This window comes from Pelagibaculum spongiae, from assembly GCF_003097315.1.
Classification (GTDB): Bacteria; Pseudomonadota; Gammaproteobacteria; order Enterobacterales; family Pelagibaculaceae; genus Pelagibaculum; species Pelagibaculum spongiae.
Genome location: NZ_QDDL01000001.1, coordinates 1,282,865 through 1,302,294 on the forward strand (window position 1 = coordinate 1,282,865; position 19,430 = coordinate 1,302,294).

Annotated in this window: 11 protein-coding genes and 1 riboswitch; of the genes, 5 read left to right on the plus strand and 6 right to left on the minus strand. The window is 44.0% G+C overall.

Annotated features, from left to right (window positions below):
• The first annotated feature begins 90 nt into the window (after positions 1 to 90).
• Positions 91 to 274, plus strand: a riboswitch (cobalamin riboswitch).
• Between the two features lie 128 nt (positions 275 to 402).
• Together DC094_RS05540 and DC094_RS22525 are read left to right on the plus strand one after the other, a co-directional pair.
• Complete coding sequence (locus tag DC094_RS05540; protein WP_116686056.1) at positions 403 to 2,316, plus strand: TonB-dependent receptor; 1,914 nt, start codon at positions 403 to 405, stop codon at positions 2,314 to 2,316.
• 18 nt (positions 2,317 to 2,334) lie between these two features.
• On the plus strand, positions 2,335 to 3,627 hold the full coding sequence (locus DC094_RS22525) for a hypothetical protein (protein WP_116686057.1): 1,293 nt from the start codon (positions 2,335 to 2,337) through the stop codon (positions 3,625 to 3,627).
• 215 nt (positions 3,628 to 3,842) lie between these two features.
• On the opposite strand, the gene DC094_RS05550 is transcribed toward DC094_RS22525, so the two are convergent.
• The 5 genes from DC094_RS05550 to DC094_RS05570 all read right to left on the minus strand — a co-directional run bounded on the left by DC094_RS05550 (position 3,843) and on the right by DC094_RS05570 (position 10,594).
• On the minus strand, positions 3,843 to 4,511 hold the full coding sequence (locus DC094_RS05550; RefSeq protein ID WP_116686058.1) for a C40 family peptidase: 669 nt from the start codon (positions 4,509 to 4,511) through the stop codon (positions 3,843 to 3,845).
• A 429-nt stretch (positions 4,512 to 4,940) separates the two neighbouring features.
• Positions 4,941 to 7,646: a molybdopterin-dependent oxidoreductase gene (locus DC094_RS05555; RefSeq protein ID WP_116686059.1), complete on the minus strand. Its 2,706-nt coding sequence runs from the start codon at positions 7,644 to 7,646 to the stop codon at positions 4,941 to 4,943.
• A gap of 16 nt (positions 7,647 to 7,662) precedes the next feature.
• Positions 7,663 to 8,223 (minus strand): arsenate reductase (azurin) small subunit, encoded by a 561-nt coding sequence (locus tag DC094_RS05560; RefSeq protein ID WP_116686060.1) that lies wholly within the window; start codon positions 8,221 to 8,223, stop codon positions 7,663 to 7,665.
• Positions 8,220 to 9,479: a cytochrome-c peroxidase gene (locus tag DC094_RS05565; protein ID WP_116686061.1), complete on the minus strand. Its 1,260-nt coding sequence runs from the start codon at positions 9,477 to 9,479 to the stop codon at positions 8,220 to 8,222. Before DC094_RS05565 ends, DC094_RS05560 begins: the two co-directional genes overlap by 4 nt.
• An 11-nt stretch (positions 9,480 to 9,490) precedes the next feature.
• Positions 9,491 to 10,594 carry a cytochrome-c peroxidase gene (locus tag DC094_RS05570; protein ID WP_170114589.1) on the minus strand — a complete coding sequence of 368 codons (1,104 nt, stop codon included), beginning with the start codon at positions 10,592 to 10,594 and terminating at the stop codon, positions 9,491 to 9,493.
• Positions 10,595 to 11,036: 442 nt separating this feature from the next.
• Between DC094_RS05570 and DC094_RS05575 the strand changes: the two genes are divergently transcribed.
• The 3 genes from DC094_RS05575 (at position 11,037) to DC094_RS05585 (ending at position 17,541) form a co-directional block, all read left to right on the plus strand.
• Positions 11,037 to 13,457: a HEAT repeat domain-containing protein gene (locus tag DC094_RS05575; protein WP_116686062.1), complete on the plus strand. Its 2,421-nt coding sequence runs from the start codon at positions 11,037 to 11,039 to the stop codon at positions 13,455 to 13,457.
• A gap of 215 nt (positions 13,458 to 13,672) precedes the next feature.
• Entirely contained in the window at positions 13,673 to 16,102 is a 2,430-nt protein-coding gene (locus tag DC094_RS05580) for a PAS domain S-box protein (RefSeq protein ID WP_116686063.1), read from the plus strand.
• Positions 16,103 to 16,173: 71 nt separating this feature from the next.
• Positions 16,174 to 17,541, plus strand: a complete 1,368-nt coding sequence (locus DC094_RS05585; protein ID WP_116686064.1) for a sigma-54-dependent transcriptional regulator — start codon at positions 16,174 to 16,176, stop codon at positions 17,539 to 17,541.
• Between the two features lie 83 nt (positions 17,542 to 17,624).
• Here the strand turns inward: DC094_RS05585 and DC094_RS05590 are convergent, their stop codons facing one another.
• Complete coding sequence (locus DC094_RS05590; RefSeq protein ID WP_206605572.1) at positions 17,625 to 19,352, minus strand: hypothetical protein; 1,728 nt, start codon at positions 19,350 to 19,352, stop codon at positions 17,625 to 17,627.
• Positions 19,353 to 19,430: the final 78 nt, after the last annotated feature.

The window sequence follows — 19,430 nt, forward strand, 5'->3', positions numbered from 1 at the left end:
AACTTGACACGTATAACCATGCTACCACTAACTCTGTTGAAGATTTTTAATGAATCTTTAACTTGATTGACAAGGCCCAATTTGACCGCGACAATGCCGCACGATTACAGGTGCCCTGCAAAGGGATAATCGGGAATCAGGTTAAATACCTGAGCTGCCCCCGCAACGGTAATTGACGAAGACTGAAAATAACCACTGTGATTTCATGGGAAGGTTCAGTTGTGGGAATTCCCCCGTCAAGAGCCCGGAGACCGGCCTAAATCCAGCTCCTTTTAGTGCAAAACTAATTGGGCATAGTCACAGTTGCGGCGGGCGACTTGTTCAGACTGGTATTTTGGCCTCATAGCCATTTGCAGTTTGCTCCCTCGTAACTGAAATTTTTTTCGGTAAACGCGGTGAATTGTGAAATCTATTATTTGCTCAGTTGCTCTTCTCGCAGTCTATAACACTGCATATGCAGAAGATGAGCGTCAAAAACTCCCTACAGTTGAAGTTATTGGTCAGCAAACATCTGTGTTTGAGACAGATCCTGACAACAGCCTTCAATCAGTTACCGTTATCAACCGGGATCAATTTCTCGGAAAGATCACATCTATTCCCGAACTGTTAAAACAGCAAACGGGCATCCAGATTCGAACTCTTGGCGGGCATGGTAGTTATTCCAGTTACTCCGTTCGCGGGGCTTCTGGCGCTCAAATAGGCATTTATCTCAATGGCTCTTTATTAAACGATGCTGCAGGAGCTAGCCTAGATCTTTCGCTGATCAACCTGTCATCTGTCGAAAGAATCGAAATTTATAAAAATTATACCCCTGCTATTTTTGCCCGCTCTAATATTGGCGGTGCAATTAACATTGTCACGCTTAAAGCCAAGCCACAAACAGATATTTCTCTCGGCCTAGGTAGTTTTTCTACTAAAAATTTGGCCATTCATCACGGAGAAACCAACAGTAGCTTCGCCCTTAGCGGCATTACAAGTGACAATGATTATTCATTTTATAATAGCACTGGAAACTTTATTGATAATAAAAATCAAAAAAGATACAACAATGAGTTAAGCCAATATCAAGGTTATGCGTATTATCGACAGACAATCTCAGATCAGAAGTTTATTGATTACTCTTTATTATTGTCTGACAAAAACAAAAACCAGCCTACATTACAAAATGTCATTACAAATGATGCTTATCTAAAAACTAAACTAGCCATTGCTAACATGCTTTACAGCCAGCCGTTGTTTAATGGCGATCTGAGCGTCAAGGCTTCAATTTATAATCGCTCAGAACACTTCGGAGATCCCTCGATGAACATTGGGATTTCTAAAATTAAAAATCAGCTAGACCGAAACAATCGTTTTGAAGTAACTGCTGGGTACAACGAATATATTGAAGATATTTCGTTAACTTGGGTGAATCGTGCATCTATCGAGAAATACAACAGCCATAACATAGCAGACGCCCAAAGATCTCAATGGGAAAGAACTGAGTTGGCTAGTGCATTTAGTGGCCAGATCGAAATAAATCCACAATGGCAATCTGAAGCAACACTTGCCATGGAATATTATAAAGATCAGCAAGCTCAAGGTATGGCGCAACCAACAAAGAGTGACATGCTTTATAGCGGTCACTTTTCTTTAAAGTTCCAGCCGAATTATTCGCACCAAATTATTGCCAACATCAGTAAGAGTCACAGACTCCCTGGGCAAAGAGAACTCTTTGGCAATCTTGGCTATTCCATTGCTAACTCTGATCTTGAGCCTGAAGTTGCTATTAACAGTGAACTCGCTTGGCAATATGATGCAGACAATATTGGCATTTCTACTTCTTTATTTTCCAGGAAAATATCTAATTTAATTGCAACAATTTATGATAGTCGTGGCATTGGTCGCAGTGAAAATATCGCTAGAGCAGACATCAATGGACTGGAACTAAACTTAAATTACCAATGGGGAAACCTGATCCTAGCTTCTGCAAACACCTGGCAAAAATCTCGACAAAAAAGTCCATTTCTTTCTTTTGATAACAAACGATTACCTGGACTGTTTGAATTCAAACAAACAATTTCTGCTCAATATGCTCAAGGCAACTGGGCTGCAGGTATAGACTACGACCTCAGTGATAATTTATTCCACAACCGTGCTGAAATCGCTGAACCAACCACAAACATAGAGTTATGGAACGCTTTTGCTAGTTTAAAAATTGGCAGACATTCTTTTGATGCTTCATTACTCAATTTACTGGACAAGGAATATATTTTGTTTAATCGATATATCGCTCCAGGACTAGAAGCTCGTATTTCATGGCGCTATCAACTTTAATTCACTCGGATTGATATAATGAAAAAAAACATATTTTCTCTTACCTTACTATCTGTTGCTTTAGCTCTAACAGGCTGTGGTTCTTCGAACAATGACAATAAAGGCGCTGTAGATCTAGTAACCCCTGTAGATCCAGTTGATCCAGTTGATCCAGTCGACCCAGTTGATCCAATCGATCCAGTCGATCCAGTCGACCCAGTCGATCCAGTCGATCCAGTCGACCCAGTTGATCCGATCAATTTTGCTTTAATTCAAACTGTCACTCCGGATTTTTCTGCAAGTCAGTTAAAAACCATTTCACTTGATAATTTAACTATTTCGACTGCTGTTAGTAACTCTGCATCTGATTATGCAGTAAACACCTTTAACGATCATTTTTACCATATCGGTCGACTCAGCATTGATCGCATTAAAAAATATCATTTAGATGATCAAAGCAATATAATTTGGAGTTTCGGCGCTAATGCTTCATCTTCAGAAGTAGATGTTTCGTCATCCAATCCACACCAACTTGTTTTCGTAAATGATAAAAAAGCGTATTTAATTCGTAACAACAGCCCTAAAGTTTGGATCGTTAATCCGTCTGCAACCACAGAAAGTGATTATCGAATCGGTACTATCGATTTATCTCATTATATTTCTAAAGCAGATACTGACGGAAGGCCTGAAGCACATTCTGGTGTTATTTATAACGGAAAATTATTTATAACTATGCAGCGCTTAATTAGTTTCGCTCCGAGTCAAAGTAGTTATGTTGCAGTATTTGATACTCTGACAGATATAGAAATCGATACTAACCCAACAGATGATCCCGCTGCTCTTAAAGGCATTGAATTAGATACAGTAAACCCATGGTCAAATGGCATTCAAGAATTTGCAGGAAAACTGTATATTTCTAGCATTGGTAGCTTTGCCTCAAACACTTTTATTGGTGGCATTGAGACTATTGACCCAAGTAATTACCAAACCAATTTATTGGTTGATGACGATGATCTTGGCGCTAAGGTAAGCGGTATCGCGCTAGTTGATAGCAATACTGGATATATTCTGGCGTATAACGCATATCAAGATGTGTCTCTAGTTAAATTTAACCCTAGCACCGGTGATATCCTGACCAACCCAGTACAAGGCTATATTAATCAAGACCTTCGTTATATCGAGACATCGCCTAACCTGAATTTATGGCTAGGCATTGCACATCCTTCTGATGCAGGTATAGATCGAATCGATCCAGCTACAGATATCCAGATTGGTTCAAGAATTAGTACCGAGGGTTTATATCCTTCACAGATCATTTTTACCGATCGGTAAAATATTTTTTGGAGGTTGCCATGCAGCCTCCAAAGCTCCCCTATTCAAATACAATTATCCTACCAATAAATAACATTTGTCCTTCCGCACATCTTTTCACTATCCTTTTTCGCCCGACTACCGCAAAGTCATAGATTTAATCCTACCTGAAAGTATCTTCGTTGCTACGGAGGATACCCTACTATTTTAACGAATAAAAATTGAATTACTGATTGTTAATTCGACCAATCCAACGTGTCTTCTTCAACAACAAACTTACCTACATATTGCCAATTATTATTTGCATCTGACTTAATTTGAGAATGGATTTTTTTAGGTGAAACGATTCGAGTATCGACATTAAAAAGCAAATCTTGTTCTTCATATAAACAAGCAAGATTATAAGATTCAGTCACTAAATTTGAACAGTAAAATCCGCGGTCTATGGTTGGATCTTGTTTTAACGATTCAAGATGCATTTGCGCCTTAGTTGACATAAAAGAAAGACGAAAGACACTTGAAATTGATTTTTTCTTGGCAAAACGGCCGAAACCTTGGTCAACTAATAAATCTGGATTGGCAGCTCTTCGTTGACATAACTGGGCGGCAATATCTGCAGCCATTTCACAGGTCGCTTGGTAAGATTCGCCAATTAGTCGAAATACTTTATATTTTAAACCGGCCTTGCTGGCTAAACTAGCTATTCGTAAACCGGCCTGTCCCGATGCCTCAATGATGCCACCTTGACCATCATATATTCCTACATGCGTCAGCTTACTGCTACCTCGATTATGAGTCATCAACGCCTGGCCAAAGGCGATTGCAAAGTGGTTAAACGTACTAGAAGCATCACTCATCAGAAGAATATCGCCTCGCTGTAAACGAGCAAGAGAACTGGGATTCATACTGCAGAGCCTGTCTTTATTTTAGATAAATTGAATTTTCAAATAATTTGAAAATTCCGATACCAAATATCAAACAGAGTTAGAGCTACAATTAATACAAATTGTTAATATTTTAGTCAGAAGCAAGTATTAGCCCGACCAAAGGAGCTCTACCGAATTTTTTAATATAACGAAAAAAGCATATAAACAATTTCATCTTAAAATGTCTCATTTCAAATGCGTCACCACTAAAACATTAATTTAGTTAAAACATCTTGCCATTGACTATTATTTGTTTGAAATAAACCGTCATCTAGACAAACTATCATTCTACCTAACAAAAAAAACCCCAACCATTTCTGATTGGGGCTTTGCTCTTGCATGCTCTCCGGTGGCCGCTATTTAAATTAAATGCGGCCTACCTTTTTTTGTTTGCGCTACGGACATTGTTTAAACAATATTCCGTGGTGCAAACGAGAAGCTACGGAATTCATGCTTGTAGCGTGATTCACCCAGCTTTTTGATCTTGGCAACACCCATTTTAAAGTTGTAGTTACCAGAAATCTGGTCAACAACACGGGTGGTTAACGAGTTGGAAGGCTGACGCATATCGATCATATTGGCGTAAAGCACACCTTTTTTGACTGCTGGAGTGACGATGGCAACACCGGTTACTGCAGCTGTGTCCAACTTGATATGGCCCTTCTTCATCAAGGTTGAGAACTGGAATTCGTCGCTATCAACACCAAGGATTGTATCCTTGAAGTTAGCCACTCGATTCGAGTACATCATCACCTGATCGCCCGATTCAATACCACGCGCCTTGGCATCATCCGGGTGAATTTCCACCCAGTTTTCTGGCCAACGTTGAATGGTATAGGCTCGGCGTTCAACATCATCAAAACCTGACTGCCAGATTTCGTTAATACGACCATTACTGAAACGCAGCTCATCATCTTCAGGCTTCAACCACTCATAGAAATCACTGAACAGATTCCATGGGTGTTTCTGCATGTTAATTTTGCCGGTCTGGGAGTTGAAGTGAGTCATCTTCTTACCCAGCACGTTGGCACCAACCGGACCATTCTCTAGGCCCATTTTGGTTAACTGAGCCGTGTCATTCGCCAGTTCGGTGTCATGCAAACGCTTACTACCCACCAACTCGCCGGTTTTGTAGTTGTAGAAGGTTGGCCCCTGAATACCTTCGGTACCCATTTCACGCATCTTTTGATGCAAGGTTTTACCTTCTTTATGCGCCGCAATTTTCACCATATGGAATGCCTTGCGGCCACCACGGCTAAAACGTGAAGCTTCTTCTGCCACTTCGTTAGAGTTTTTCCAGTCAAAACCTTCAAAGCCCATACGACGTGCTAGTTGGGAAATAATCCACCAATCTGGCTTGGCATTACCCGGTGCGTCATTGAATTTTTGATACAAACGCAAACGACGTTCACCGTTGGCACGCATGAAGTCTTCTTCGCCCCAACTTGCCGCCGGGAAAACGATATCAGCAAAGCGAGCACCGATTGGATCACGCAGGTAGATGTCCTGGTTGATCACCACCATGCCGCCAGAATCTGCACGCCTTTTTAAGGTGTTGATGATTTCTTGCTTATCACCGCTGTAAACCTGGTGCGGATTTGCTGTGGTCAGTTCCCAGAATTTCTTCTGCAAGCCTTGGCTACCACACATCGCCTGAATCCAAGTGGTGCCGATAACATGGGCAAAACGGGTATGACCTGAATACATCCAGCGATCGGTATCCAATGAACGTCTACGCCTTCCTGGTACTTTCTCAGGAGACTTGTTTCTTGGATATTTACCGCCCGACTGGCCACCACGCTGGTGACCACCTAAACGTCCTACCACACGACCTGGACGGCCACCGGCACCAACAATGGTCGACAGGGTAGAAATCGCATTGGTGTTTGCGGTGTTGTTTGACCAGTAAAAGCCTTTTTCGATACCGACTGAGGTTTTCACCCGGGTGCCATCTGGCTTAGGCTTGGCCAGCATTTCTGCTGCCTTGTAGATTTTCTCTAGATCGATGCCGGCAACTTCAGCCGCATATTTCGGATCAAATTCGTCCTGCTCGTAGTTCCACTTACGGTAGTCATCAAAGCCGTTAGTTTGGAACTTGCCCCAAGTGGTGCGCCACTGCCAAGGCGTGTTTCGGGTACCCTGACCAAAGCCGGAATTGGATTCCCACTTGCTGTTAACCCAGTCTTTGATCCACTGCTCATCTTGCCAACCATTTTCCATGATCACACGAGCAATCGCGCCTAACACAAGGTTATCTGTGCCGGGATAAAGGTCGATGTGCAAACCGCCATGTTTCTTCAGCCATGCAATACCGGCGGTTTCACGTGGGTTCAGCATCACGACCTTCATGCCACCTTGCACTGCCGGCATAATGTACTGGGTGAAGATAATGGTTTTAGTTTCATACGGGTCGGTACCGCACAACATCAAGGTTTCAGCACTACCCCAATCTTCATAGCTAGGGCCGAAGTTATCAAAACCTGCATCACGGAAGCCCGGGGTCGACGTTACGTCAGACGGGGTATCGTGGAAGGTAAAGTTAGCGGTGTTGATGTGACGCAATGCGTACTTGGTAATCGCATAGGTGTTTTCAATGTACTGGTAAGAGTATGTTTTAACACCGTATGCATTATCACCATGGGTTTCACGCACGTAGTTACCGACTTCTGCGGCAATATCCAGTGCGAAATCCCATGGAACTGGCTGCAAAGTGCCGCCAATCCGAACCAGTGGCTGAGTTAAACGGTCACGGGTTTCTGAACCCGGGTTGTAACACTTCTGCGCTAACAAACCGCCACGCATTGAAGAGTCACCAAACTTGTTTACTGAGGTGGCATCTTTATCTGGCACGATCACCACGTTATGTGGTTTGCCTCCGTGCATCACTACATTGTGCTGTGCAGGTGCAACCCATGCTTGCAATGCATAGCTTGGGAAATCGACACCAAAAGCGTTGTCTTTAGCGGCTGGGCCACCATTAGCCGCTTCCAACGGCCAGCGATAGACTTTATAACCACAAGCCACCACACAGTAATCACAGGCAGTGGTTAACACTTCTGCATTGGCCGGTGGTAACAGGGCCGAGTCTTCCGGGATATAAAAGTTAGTTGTCATGAGTTTTGCTCCCGGCCTAGGCCATCACGTTTTCGTTACGGCCAAACAACAGCCCCATGATGCCGACGGCGTAAACGTCATCACCCTCAACTTCCAACAAAATTTGCGGAAGACTTTCATAGGCCTGACCGGAAACAATAATGCCGTGGCGACGCACATCAAACAGCGATAAGTGGAAAGGACAAGGACCGAGCACCCGGTGCTCACTGACTGCCTTATACTGGCCATTTAAAGGTCCGCCCTGATGAGTACACAACTGGCTGAACGCAACCACATCACGCTTGGAACCGACACCACCACCGCATTCAACACCGGTTCTGACGACCATACAGCTGGAACCGTTGTGGTCATCTGGATAGTTGAAATCTAGTGGTTGGTTTTCCTTTAAGTCGCTCAACTGAGCAACCTTGATTCGTGGATAAGGCTGCACGCGTGCTCGAACATTTTGCGCAGCTGCAGTACCCGGGAATAAGGAAACCGTCACCGTGCTCGCTGCTGCGGCACCGGCGCCTGAGTATTTCAGGAACTGCCGACGGCTAATCTGGCAGCTATGTTCTTCATTTTTCTTGTCTGTCATTTGGTCGCCTCCAGCACTTCCTGATCAGTAAACAATGGCTCGTAAGGTGGAAGGTCTGGATAGGCCATATCCAGTTTTTCACCGGTGAAGGCATCAAGGAATGCCAATAAATCGGCTTTCTCTTGTTCGGTTAAACCTAACGGTTGAATCAATTTAGATTTACTTTCTGGGAAGTCGGTCGTTCTGCCATCAGCAGCGACGCCACCCCGATCATAAAAATCCACCACATCGGCTAAAGTAGCCAATGAACCATTGTGCATATAAGGCGGAGTGAACTTGGTATAGCGCAGAGTCGCAGTACGGAACTTACCCTTCATAGACTTGATCTTGCCGGTGAAATAAGCACCTGGATCTGCCTTGGTATGGCGATACATTTTCTCGGTGGAGCCTTTGGCATAAAGCTCGTAACGGAAAGTGATTTGCGCCAAGGAATCATCTTCCCAACGCTTCACTGGTGGAACACCGATGTTGTAATACTGCTGATCGGTTGCAAATGCACCATTATGACAAGCAAGACAATTCGCCTTACCTTCAAACAGTTCTTTGCCACGCAGTTGAGCCACACTCAGCGCATTACTATCACCAAGGAAATACTGATCGATTGGCGCATCGCGTTGAACCAGCGTTCGCTGAAATGCAGCAAGTGCTCGCCAAGCGTTATTAATTTTTGGCCAAGTGTCTCCGAAAGCGGCATTGAATCCCTGAACATATTCTGGAATCAATGCTAATCGTGCTTCCATGATGTCGTCTTCACCATTACCAGCAACGGCACCTTTACCTGCTGATTTTGCTTCGGCTTCGAGGCTACGAGAAGATCCATCCCAAAACAGCTTGTTGTAATAACCTGTGTTAACAACAGTTGTAGAGTTTCTCCAGTGAATAGTACCTGGGTAGCCTAATGAAATGTCCTGTGGAAAATCCCAACCAAGACTTGGCAAGTGACATGCAACGCACGGAGTCGATGTATCGCCACCTAAACGGCCATCAAAGAACAGCTTTTTACCTAGCTCAATCTTTTCAGGTGATTGCGGGTTGTCAGCTGGAATGGGAACGGGTCCCAATGCAGCTAGCGGTGGAACCGAATAGCTTTCTGCTGCGACTGTAATTGTTACTGGCTCTACCGCAGGTGCTTGCGCAATTGTTGCGGCGGGCACTTGAACGTTTTGTGCAACTGGCGCGACCTGATCTGCAGTTTGGACACAAGCGATCAGGCCAGTAGCCATCAGCAACGCCAGAGATGTTTTGTACTGGTTCATGTTGCCTCCTATTAATTCCGGCTTTCACGCCAGTTGGCGATTAGCTTGTAGTCATAGTCATCGCGCTTCCAGACATACTTAGCGCTGGTTAGCGGATCACCCGACAGAGATTTAAGGAAGCTCACCAGGTCTTTTTGTTCTTTATCATTCAAAAACAAAGGACGCATCTTGGCAGACTTATTCGAATCAGCTCCACCGGCGCGGTTATAGAAAGCAACCACTTCTTCCAGAGAACCAATGGTACCGTTGTGCATGTAAGGTGCGGTGTAGTTCAGTTCACGCAAGGTCGGTGTCATGAACTTACCCATGTCACTGCCGTCAGCCTTATGGCTCTGTACGTGAGCACCCACATCACGTTTCAAATTCATGTAATTTTCATTACCCATGAACATATTGAAAGCGATGAAGGCCTGATGGTTCATAGGGTCACGGAAGATATCTAGATTCTCAGCAACACCGGTGTTATGCGGTTTGTTATCGGAGAAGGTTGGGCCTGAGTGGCATGATGCACACCCTGCTTTACCTTTGAAGATTTCAAAACCACGTTTGGCAGAAGCTGACATTTGTCCCTTGTCGAAAGGTGCATTTTTAGAAGTCAGCGTCTTCAGGTATTCCGGTATCGCTTTACGAACTGAACCATTCGATGGCTCGCCATAACCGGCTTTTTTAAACATAGCGACATAGATTGGGTCTTGTTTGATGCGCTCCTGCATCAGACGCATATCCATGTTCATAATGTAATCTTCGGTGATCATTTCCCGAGTCACATCATTGAGATTGGTACCCAATCGCCCGTCATGGAACCAAACCTTTTTATAGGCGGTGTTAATCAGCGTTGGGCTGTTACGGAAATGTCCGTTACCCGGATAACCAGGAGACAATTCTGTATTGGTTGAATAGCCATATTCAGGGTTGTGGCAACTGGCACAAGAAAGTGCAGTGTTTCCAGATAAGCGCGCATCGAAAAATAGTCGCTTGCCTAGTTCAGCTTTTGCTTGATTGATTTTCAAATCAGGCAGTGGACCGAAATTATCCGCAGCTTGCGACGTTTGACACAGACCCAGTGCCATAACGCCAGCTAACGGAATCAGTCGGTAGAAAGGTAGGGTACCCATCCGCCGCTCCTTCAAGATTATTGGTTAAATGTTTGAATGCAATTTTTATAGAGCACAGTTCATACCAGACTTATTTGGTTGGTTTTTATATTTAGCAAAGCTCGCCCCACCAATGGTTTAGCAGTAATTTTTTTTGTGTGAATTATTTTTAGATATTACCCCGTGAACATTTCGTTCAAACGGTTTAACGAGACGCGCCAAATGTCGGTTCAAAATTGGCACTGGCACAGGTATTTGATCAAATCGTTAAATCTTGCAAACTACTGTTCTATCTTCCTTGTTCAAATCTTCTGTTATTTAACTTTTCGCTTTAGTTAATTCCGGCACGGATTCTGTATATAGCCAAGGCACCTCAAGGTGAGGTACTCAACTGACATTTTAAAGTGGCTTGGGTATAACCTTGTGCAACGCACATTTTTGATTTCACCAACCAGAGATTCCTATGAGCAATTCTTCAGCAGCGGTCACCGTTTCCGAGCAGATGCAACAGCAATGGTTGGCTTTATGCTCCAGCGACGATGTCACTGATCGATTGGCGGCAATTAGAGCCCTATCCAGCAAAATGTTTGGTCAACTGACACCAGAAATAGCCGAAGCATTAATTCAACGGTTGGGGGATGAAGACGAGCAAATCACTCTAGAAGCGCTGCAAATTCTGCAAAGCCATGCTCAATCAGGAAAAGGGCCGTTACAAACTGAATGGCTAGTGCGTTGTGCTCACGAGCACCCACTGCCAAGAATTCGTCTAGAAGCCATTCGTGGTCTGGCGGGTAATGCTGCTGAAGAAGCGTTGGCCTGCCTGCAAGATATCGCCTGCAATCGTCCTGATATTGAACAAGACGAAGATTGGGATGATTGGTGGGACATGCAATTGGCGGCGATTAAAGCATTGGGAGAAACCGGTGCCAAAGCCGCTGCAGATACATTACAGCAGTTATGGCGTAGCGAAGAGGGCCATTCGATTGAAGCAGAAATTTTTGCAGCACTGGCCCACATTCAGCCAGCTGGCACGGACTTGTTAGCTGGCATTGCACTAAAAGAAATGCCAACAGTTAGACGCCGTGCTCTTAATGCATTAGCGGTGAGTAATGATCAATTAGCTAGCACCGTTTTAGAAAAAGCACTTTCAGATAAAGAGCCGCAAGTACGCGTTGCTGCCATTGAAGGTTTGGCACAATTAAGCGATAGCTTGCGACCGAAAAATGCTTTGGCGATGATTCTGCAATTACTGGAAGATGCCAATAGCGATGTTCGTGCTGCGGCACTAAAAGCCGCCGCCGCATTATCTCCCGGACAACAACTGGCATTAGATTCCAGAAAAATGCTGCATTTGTTAAGCCAACCAGATGACGCTTGTGCCGCCACGATTCAATTATTATCGGCTTCTAGCCAACCATTAAGTGGCGATGTAAAACAGCGAATTCTCAGCCTATTGGCACAAAACCCAATGACCTTGAGCCAATCTTTAGGTCAATTTCTGCAAGCACAGAAAAATGCCGAGCCTGAGCAACAAGCAATCTGGTATAAAGCGCTGCAACAACAATTGCAGCATTACAAAGCCCCCGCCTTTTGCTTGCGGCCGTTGATTGTTGCTTGGGGTGATTTATCAGATAACTGCCAACAAGACATTCAATCGGTTTCGAAATTGTTAACTAGCTCCGATCCGGCAATTCGTCAGATTGTGATTGAAGAGCTGATCAATATTTCGCAAAAACCAGTGGTGCTCGATCCCCAGCAACCTGATTCCACCGACAACCTGGCGCTGGCGTTGTTAGATCGCTGCTTATCTGGCGAAGCTTTTGCTAGCGCCAGCGAGCAAGACGCCGCACAAGCCGAGCAAATTGCACAAGCTGACCTGCCAGAAATTATCGAGCTCAAAGAGTCCACCGGTGATATTCCCGTGCAAATGCTGGAAACCCCAGACACCGATCCCAAGCCAAAGAAAATTCCAACCGTTGAAGAAATGATGGCAAGCATGCCAGATTACACCGAATCATTGGTGGAAGAAGCGGGTGCTGAATCAACCCTTAATTCAATCAACATGTCGGCACAAGAAGCCATCTTGCGTGAGCACGAACCAGAATTATCACAAGATGATCGGTTGCGCAGAATGCTCGATCACCTCGATGAAGAGCTAGAGCCATATCGCGATGTAGTTGAAGGTCATTTGCAGGCGGCAGATAAAGTACTTTCTAGCCCACACCGCGTGGCACCGATGCCAGGTGGCGATAACCAGGCTTTGGCAATTCGTGCATTACCCGGCTTGCCGCTAGAACAAGCACTGCAAAAAATCGCTCAGCAATTAACCGCATCTCGCCCCCAAGCAAAAGAAGCTTTGGTCGCATTGTATCGTTTGCTAAATGCTCAAGATCAATTGCCCGTGCTGGCTGACGATACTTTATCGGCACTCGATGTAATTATTGAATCTGCTGATCCCGATCTGCGCCAGTTAAGTTTGCGAGTGATTGGATTGGTTGCACCGGAACATCCTCGTATTTTGCTCAGCTTGGAAGATCCTGACTCACTGGTGATTTTAGAAGCGCTGCATTTGATTCAAGCTAACAGCCAATTAAAAACTGCCGCCAATTCTGAGCTGATAAAACCGCTACTGCGCCATAAAGAAATGGGCGTTCAACAATTAGCATTGCAAGTGTTGGCCGCCTGTGACCCGCAAGCTATCGAAGCAGTATTGGCTGCATCAATGGAATCGCATGGTGAAATGTTAATGGCTGGGCGAAAAGCAATTGCACTTTTAGACAGCAGCTTGGTTATGCAATGGCTGGATCGCGCTTTGACGTTATCAGAAAAACCAAACCAACGTTTGTTAGTGGCTGAACTGATGGCCGCAGTTAATTACGGTTAAATCAATTTCAAAATACAGCTAAAGTACGTTGTTGGGTGCGCCTCAAGGCTCACCCAGCCTACTTTTAGTTTGGTATTTAATTGAAATTTCGGCATTTATTCAATGAAAACCTATTGGTTCTCGTCGCCTGGGTAAGCCTGTGGGCGCACCCGGGTTTATATGCGCGATACCTGTTAAACAGCAACGACTAACGCGCTTTTAAAGAAGGAATTTTAATGAGCCAAGCTAAAGGCTGGGGCATTCGAGTCATCTATCCACTGCTGGGGCTAACCATTCTGGCGGTGATATTTATTGTCCATTTTCAGCTGACGCTGGCGGTTCAAGTCCAGTCGCATATTCAGCAACAACGATTAATTGCCGAGCAAGGCAAGCAACTAATTGAAACTGATTTAAGCGAGTTGGTTTCTGACTTGCAGGTTTTAGCTACTCTGGCGCCGGTTAATACACTTGCACAGAAAGGCTCGTTGCAAATAATGGCGCAACAGTTTCTAGCAGTGGCTAAAAATAAAAACCATTATGACCAAATTCGAGTGCTAAACCCTTTTGGCAAAGAACTGATTCGAGTCGACCGTCGTCTCGGGCCGGGGTTAACGCCAGCTCATTTATTACAAGATAAATCTGGCCGTTACTATGTAAACGATATGCAAAAGCTCACCGAGAGTGAGGTCTATTTATCACCGCTAGATTTTAATATTGAATTTGGAGTCGTCGAAACGCCGCACCGCTTAGTACTTCGTATGGGGCGCGCTTTATACAACGACAACGGTGAAAAAGTTGCTTTATTATTGGTTAATTATGATGGCGATCGACTAAAGCGACACTTGCAACAAATTGAGTCAACCTGGCCAGGTGGCCGACTTATGCTGTCCGATGACGTTGCTCGCTTGCTGCCTAGTCAACCCGATCCGCTACCCTCTCCACTGATTCAGGCAATGGCCAACCAGCAACGAGGGCTGATTCAACACAATGATTTCAGCTGGAATTTTATTGGCATTCGGTTACCCAATAAAATTCGTGGTCAAACTAACTGGACCGTTATTTCAGCATTACCGCCCAGTTTCCGTAATCAATTACGTTCTAATTTCTGGCGCGAGCAAGGCGGGTTTTACACATTACTCGGATTGTTGGTGGTATTAAGCAGCATTGGCATTAGCCAGCTAGTCATTCGCAACAGCACGATTAAGCAGTTGCATGACAGAGAAAAAAGCTTTCGCAAAATCTTAGAGCGACTACCTTTAGCAGCGGTCGTTCTTGATCGAGACTTTCAATTGACCTTTGTTAACCATGCCATTTTAGGCTTATTTAATTTACCAAGAGATGGTGAATTACCAGAAAATGATTTCGCTGCTTTGGTTGATATTGAAGAATGTCCACTGGTAGAAAAGCGAGTCAACTTGGCATTTGATAAAGGTATCGCACCACCGGCATTTAAAGCGCACTTACAAGTCTCTGGCGAGCGGCGCTTAATTAACTGGCATGCCAGTTTAATTGATACCAGCGATGGTCCACGGCTGGCATTAATCGGTGAAGATTTAACCGAACATGAAACCCAACAAGCACAATTACATCGCCTGAGCCGAGCTATTGAACAAAGCCCATCGATGGTGATTATTACCAACATCGACGGTATTGTTGAGTATGTAAACCCAAGCTTTGGTTTAATCACTGGTTATTCAATGCGTGAAATTATCGGGCAAACGATTCGTGTTTTAAAATCTGGCCGAGTTTTAAGCGAAGTTTATCGGCAAATGTGGCAAACCCTACAAGATGGTCGCGAATGGGTAGGTGAATTAGAAAATCTCACCAAAGCAGGCAATCCTTTATGGGTTCGAGTTTCTATTGCGCCGGTAATCAATGATCACGGTGAAACCACTCATTATGTCGCAGTAGAGCAAGACATTACTGCAGAAAAAGCACTACAAGCATCGATTGCTGAAGAACAAGCGATGCGCCAAAGAAACGACCAAATGGCAGCCGTCGGTCGAGCAGCAAATATGATTGCCCATGATTTACGCAACCCGCTCAGCTCGGTAAAAATGTCACTGCAAATGGGTCGAAAAAGGTTAAATGCAACCGACCCAGATACCGCAGAGATTTTTGGTATTGCACTGGATCAAGTGACTTACATGGAAGATATATTATCCGATTTGTTAAGCTACTCCCGCCCCAATCAATTACAACCAGAGTGGATTGCAATCAATCCATTGCTTGAGTCACAAATTTTATCTCTGCAAGGGCAAATCGAACAAAACAATTTAACCATGAACCAATCGTTGGCACTGGGGCTGCCAACTATTTATGCCGACCCGACCAAGCTACGCCAACTATTACAAAACCTGTTAGAAAATGCAGTACAAGCAGCGTCAGAAGTCGATAATGGCTGGGTTAATGTCAAATCTGAATTACGTTTTACACCCAAGGGACAAAAACTGATTATTTCAGTTGAAAATAATGGCCAGCCGGTTGATCGTGAAACAGCCGATCGAATGTTTGAGCCTTTTTTCACCACTCGAGCTAAAGGCACTGGCCTTGGTTTGGCGATTGTTCGGCGTATACTGGATCAGCATCGCGCGCAGTGCCGGGTTCAAGCATTAGCATCTGGTGGTTTATTATTGGAAATTGAGTTTTCTCTTGCGGCTGGATAAAAGTAGCATCGATTCAATGTTAATTTTTAACTTAATTTATAATTCATATTCTTTTGAAAAATGGAGCTTCAATGTCTGAATGCATATTGATTGTTGATGATGATCAGGCGATTTGTCGTACGCTGGAGCTCCACTTCAAACAAAGTGGTTTCCGCGTCGCATTAGCACATACCGCCGAGCAAGGATTGCAAAAAGCCGCGCATGTTGATCCGGCAATTATTATTCTAGATATTCGTATGCCGGGGCGCAGCGGCCTAGAAACTATTGCTGAAATTAAACAAATAGCTAACAGCGCTCGAGTGATTATGATTACTGCCCATCATGATATGGACAGTACCATCAGCGCTATGAAAGAAGGTGCCGATGAATATATCCACAAACCCATTGACTTGGATGAATTAGACGAAGCGATTGATCGTGCTTTAAATTATCGACAGGCTGAAAATAAAGAAGTTTTTAGTAGTAATAACTGCGAACCGGGGCAACCATGCTCAATTATGGTCGGTTCTTCTAAGGCGATGCAGAAAGTATTTAAAATGATTGGCCGCTTAGCTTCTACTAGCGCTAACGTTTTAATCACTGGTGAATCAGGAACTGGTAAAGAACTGGTGGCTAAAGCAATTCACAGCTCTGGCCCAACATCTGATGGGCCATTTGTTGCAGTCAACTGTGCGGCATTAGTAGATACTTTGCTCGAATCAGAAATGTTCGGTCACAAAAAAGGATCATTTTCTGGTGCGGTACAAGACCAAACCGGCAAGTTCGGTTTAGCGGATGGCGGCACTTTATTTCTCGATGAAGTCGGTGAATTATCACTGACAATTCAAGCGAAATTATTACGCGTATTACAAGAGCAAGAATATTTTCAGCTGGGTGGCAGCAAACCTATGAAAAGTACTGCTAGGGTAATTGCAGCAACCAATGTCGATCTAGCACAAGCCGTTCAAGAAAAAAACTTTCGAGAAGATCTGTTTTACCGCTTGCAGGTAGTCAATATTCATTTGCCTCCAATGCGAGAAAGGATGTCAGATTTACTACCGTTAGCTGAAACATTATTAAAAAGAATTAATCGAAATATGGAAAGGCGAGTCACTCATTTAACCGATGCTGCAACCAATATATTAATGGGCCACCAATGGCCGGGCAATGTCCGTGAACTAGAAAATGCGCTCACTAAAGCTGTTGCGCTATGTCCAGGCGATGTGATTATGCCAGAGCATTTATCACTTCAGTCCAATAACAATCCATCCGTTGGTAGCAGTGAGCAACGACCGCTCACTGAACTTAGCCTGAAAGATATCGAAAAAGAACATGTAGCACGTATTCTAGCAAGCACTCGCTGGCATAAAGGTAAAGCCTGTGAAGTTCTAGGTGTTTCTCGGCCAAGGCTGCAAAGGTTAATTGTTCAGCATGATTTAGAAAATCCGTATGGCCAATGAAATAGCCTCATTTAAAAAATAACTTAGCTTTATAAAAAAATTAAAACGGTCAAGCCCCTTATCAGAACTTGACCGTTAATTATCTAGTCAACCTGCTCTATCGACCAACGAGCTTCTTTATCACCTCGGCCATATTCATCGGTAACATATGGCGATTTACTGCGTTTGTTCAACCACATGTGATCTTGCCAATAATCATTGAGCAAGTAAGCTGCATCACCTAAATACTGCGTAGTAAAACTGGCTTCCTTAGGCGAGTTTTCAAGTTTAACCGCACCAGTAGCTTCACGGTAACTTAAGAATAAATCGGCATTATCTCTGGCACGGAAATAATAACTATTTGGATTTAATCCATTAGGTACTTGAGTGAAAACAACCGGCGAGCCTGATTGATTATAAATCCAATTGTTATCAGATAATCCGTCTGGAGCAGTTATAGCGTGGCCATTGTATTGACTACGGATCGTCACATCACGACCACTATTGGCAACCGGCTGTGGCAGCTGAAAACCTTCTGGCGCATCTTGCCAGCTAGAATATTTCCAACGCCAGTTCAGCGGAATTCCCATATAAGGGTCGTAAAGATCTTCGTATCCAGGTTCAGCTTCAATGTTATACAAGCAGGTTTCACGACCTTGCTCAAACTGCTCAATCTTTTCCTGCTGATTACCTGATTCAACTCCAAGGCCAACCATACATTGCTGCTGATTAGCGCCTTGGCTAACTGATTCCATCGCCATTAATACATAACTATCATCTCGATTGGAAAGGTTGCCATACCAACCCAACATTTCTGCCTTGTTAAATGACAGCCAGTTATTCACTAATGATTGTGCTTCTTGCATTGCAACTGCTTCACGCTGTGCCTTTGGCACACTAGTGGTTCTTAAAAAAGCCGCCCATAAATCTTTACTGGCTTCAGTCGCTGTTAAAGCAACTGCTTTCATGTTTCCTGGATTATAACTATCCCAACCAGTTTGAACACGAGTGCCTTCATTCCAGATCACATCGCCTGACTCATAAGTCAGCTGATCTTTGATTGCATGGCTATGTTGTTCGGAGCCTTCAGCACATAAGTAGCTTTTTACTTGGCGAACCATTTCATAATTATCAACTGGTAAGCGAACAGTATGCTCAGGGCTAAATGAATCTTGGAATATATGTACTGCACGGCCAAAGAGGAAGTAGCGATAGTCAACGCTGACTTTTTTCGAATAGCCACCACCATCCCATACTTTGATTTGCTGTTGTGACGCCATGGCTGCATTTATGAAATGATCGATAAATCTTTGTTGTCCACGAGTCGCTGCATTAATCGCACCTTGGCCACCGATATCATCATATCGACGCATGAAATGGTCTTGTTGTAATTCGGCTGGTTCTTGTGCCACCAGGTCAAAACAATCATATTTTCCGATCAGACCTTTGGCAACACTAAAGCCGCCAATATCAACCCAACGCTGGCCGATAATCGCCGATCGAATAAATTCATACTTCGAGTCATAACGATTTTCATCAACAATTTGTTGCTTTAACCGGTTTAGTTCTGCCTGAGCTGCAATATGTAAGTTGGGCTTTTTAGCTAAACCTTTCTGCCAACTACGTCTCGGGTCATCAGAAATATACTGACCTTCATATGATTGGCCGATGGTTTCAAAAGCTGACATTTTAGTCAGCCATTCATGGCCCATTGGCGTTCCATTTCCAACAATAGCTGCACCAGCACCGCTCTGAGTAAAAGCATGCGAAACAGAAAAAGACTGCAACCCAAGCAACACCACCGCCAATGAAGTTTTTGATAATTTAAACACAACATACCTCTATACTTTTTTATATCATCGATTTTACTAACGAGGAAAACATATAAATCTCAAAGATAAAGTCACTAT

What these genes read in the sequence shown, in the direction of transcription:
- DC094_RS05550 (WP_116686058.1), bottom strand. Translation starts at nt 4,511, where the DNA reads ATGAATCCCAGTTCTCTTGCTCGTTTACAGCGAGGCGATATTCTTCTG.
- DC094_RS05580 (WP_116686063.1), top strand. Translation starts at nt 13,673, where the DNA reads ATGAGCCAAGCTAAAGGCTGGGGCATTCGAGTCATCTATCCACTGCTG.
- DC094_RS05560 (WP_116686060.1), bottom strand. Translation starts at nt 8,223, where the DNA reads ATGACAGACAAGAAAAATGAAGAACATAGCTGCCAGATTAGCCGTCGG.
- DC094_RS22525 (WP_116686057.1), top strand. Translation starts at nt 2,335, where the DNA reads ATGAAAAAAAACATATTTTCTCTTACCTTACTATCTGTTGCTTTAGCT.
- DC094_RS05555 (WP_116686059.1), bottom strand. Translation starts at nt 7,646, where the DNA reads ATGACAACTAACTTTTATATCCCGGAAGACTCGGCCCTGTTACCACCG.
- DC094_RS05575 (WP_116686062.1), top strand. Translation starts at nt 11,037, where the DNA reads ATGAGCAATTCTTCAGCAGCGGTCACCGTTTCCGAGCAGATGCAACAG.
- DC094_RS05565 (WP_116686061.1), bottom strand. Translation starts at nt 9,479, where the DNA reads ATGAACCAGTACAAAACATCTCTGGCGTTGCTGATGGCTACTGGCCTG.
- DC094_RS05585 (WP_116686064.1), top strand. Translation starts at nt 16,174, where the DNA reads ATGTCTGAATGCATATTGATTGTTGATGATGATCAGGCGATTTGTCGT.
- DC094_RS05570 (WP_170114589.1), bottom strand. Translation starts at nt 10,594, where the DNA reads ATGGGTACCCTACCTTTCTACCGACTGATTCCGTTAGCTGGCGTTATG.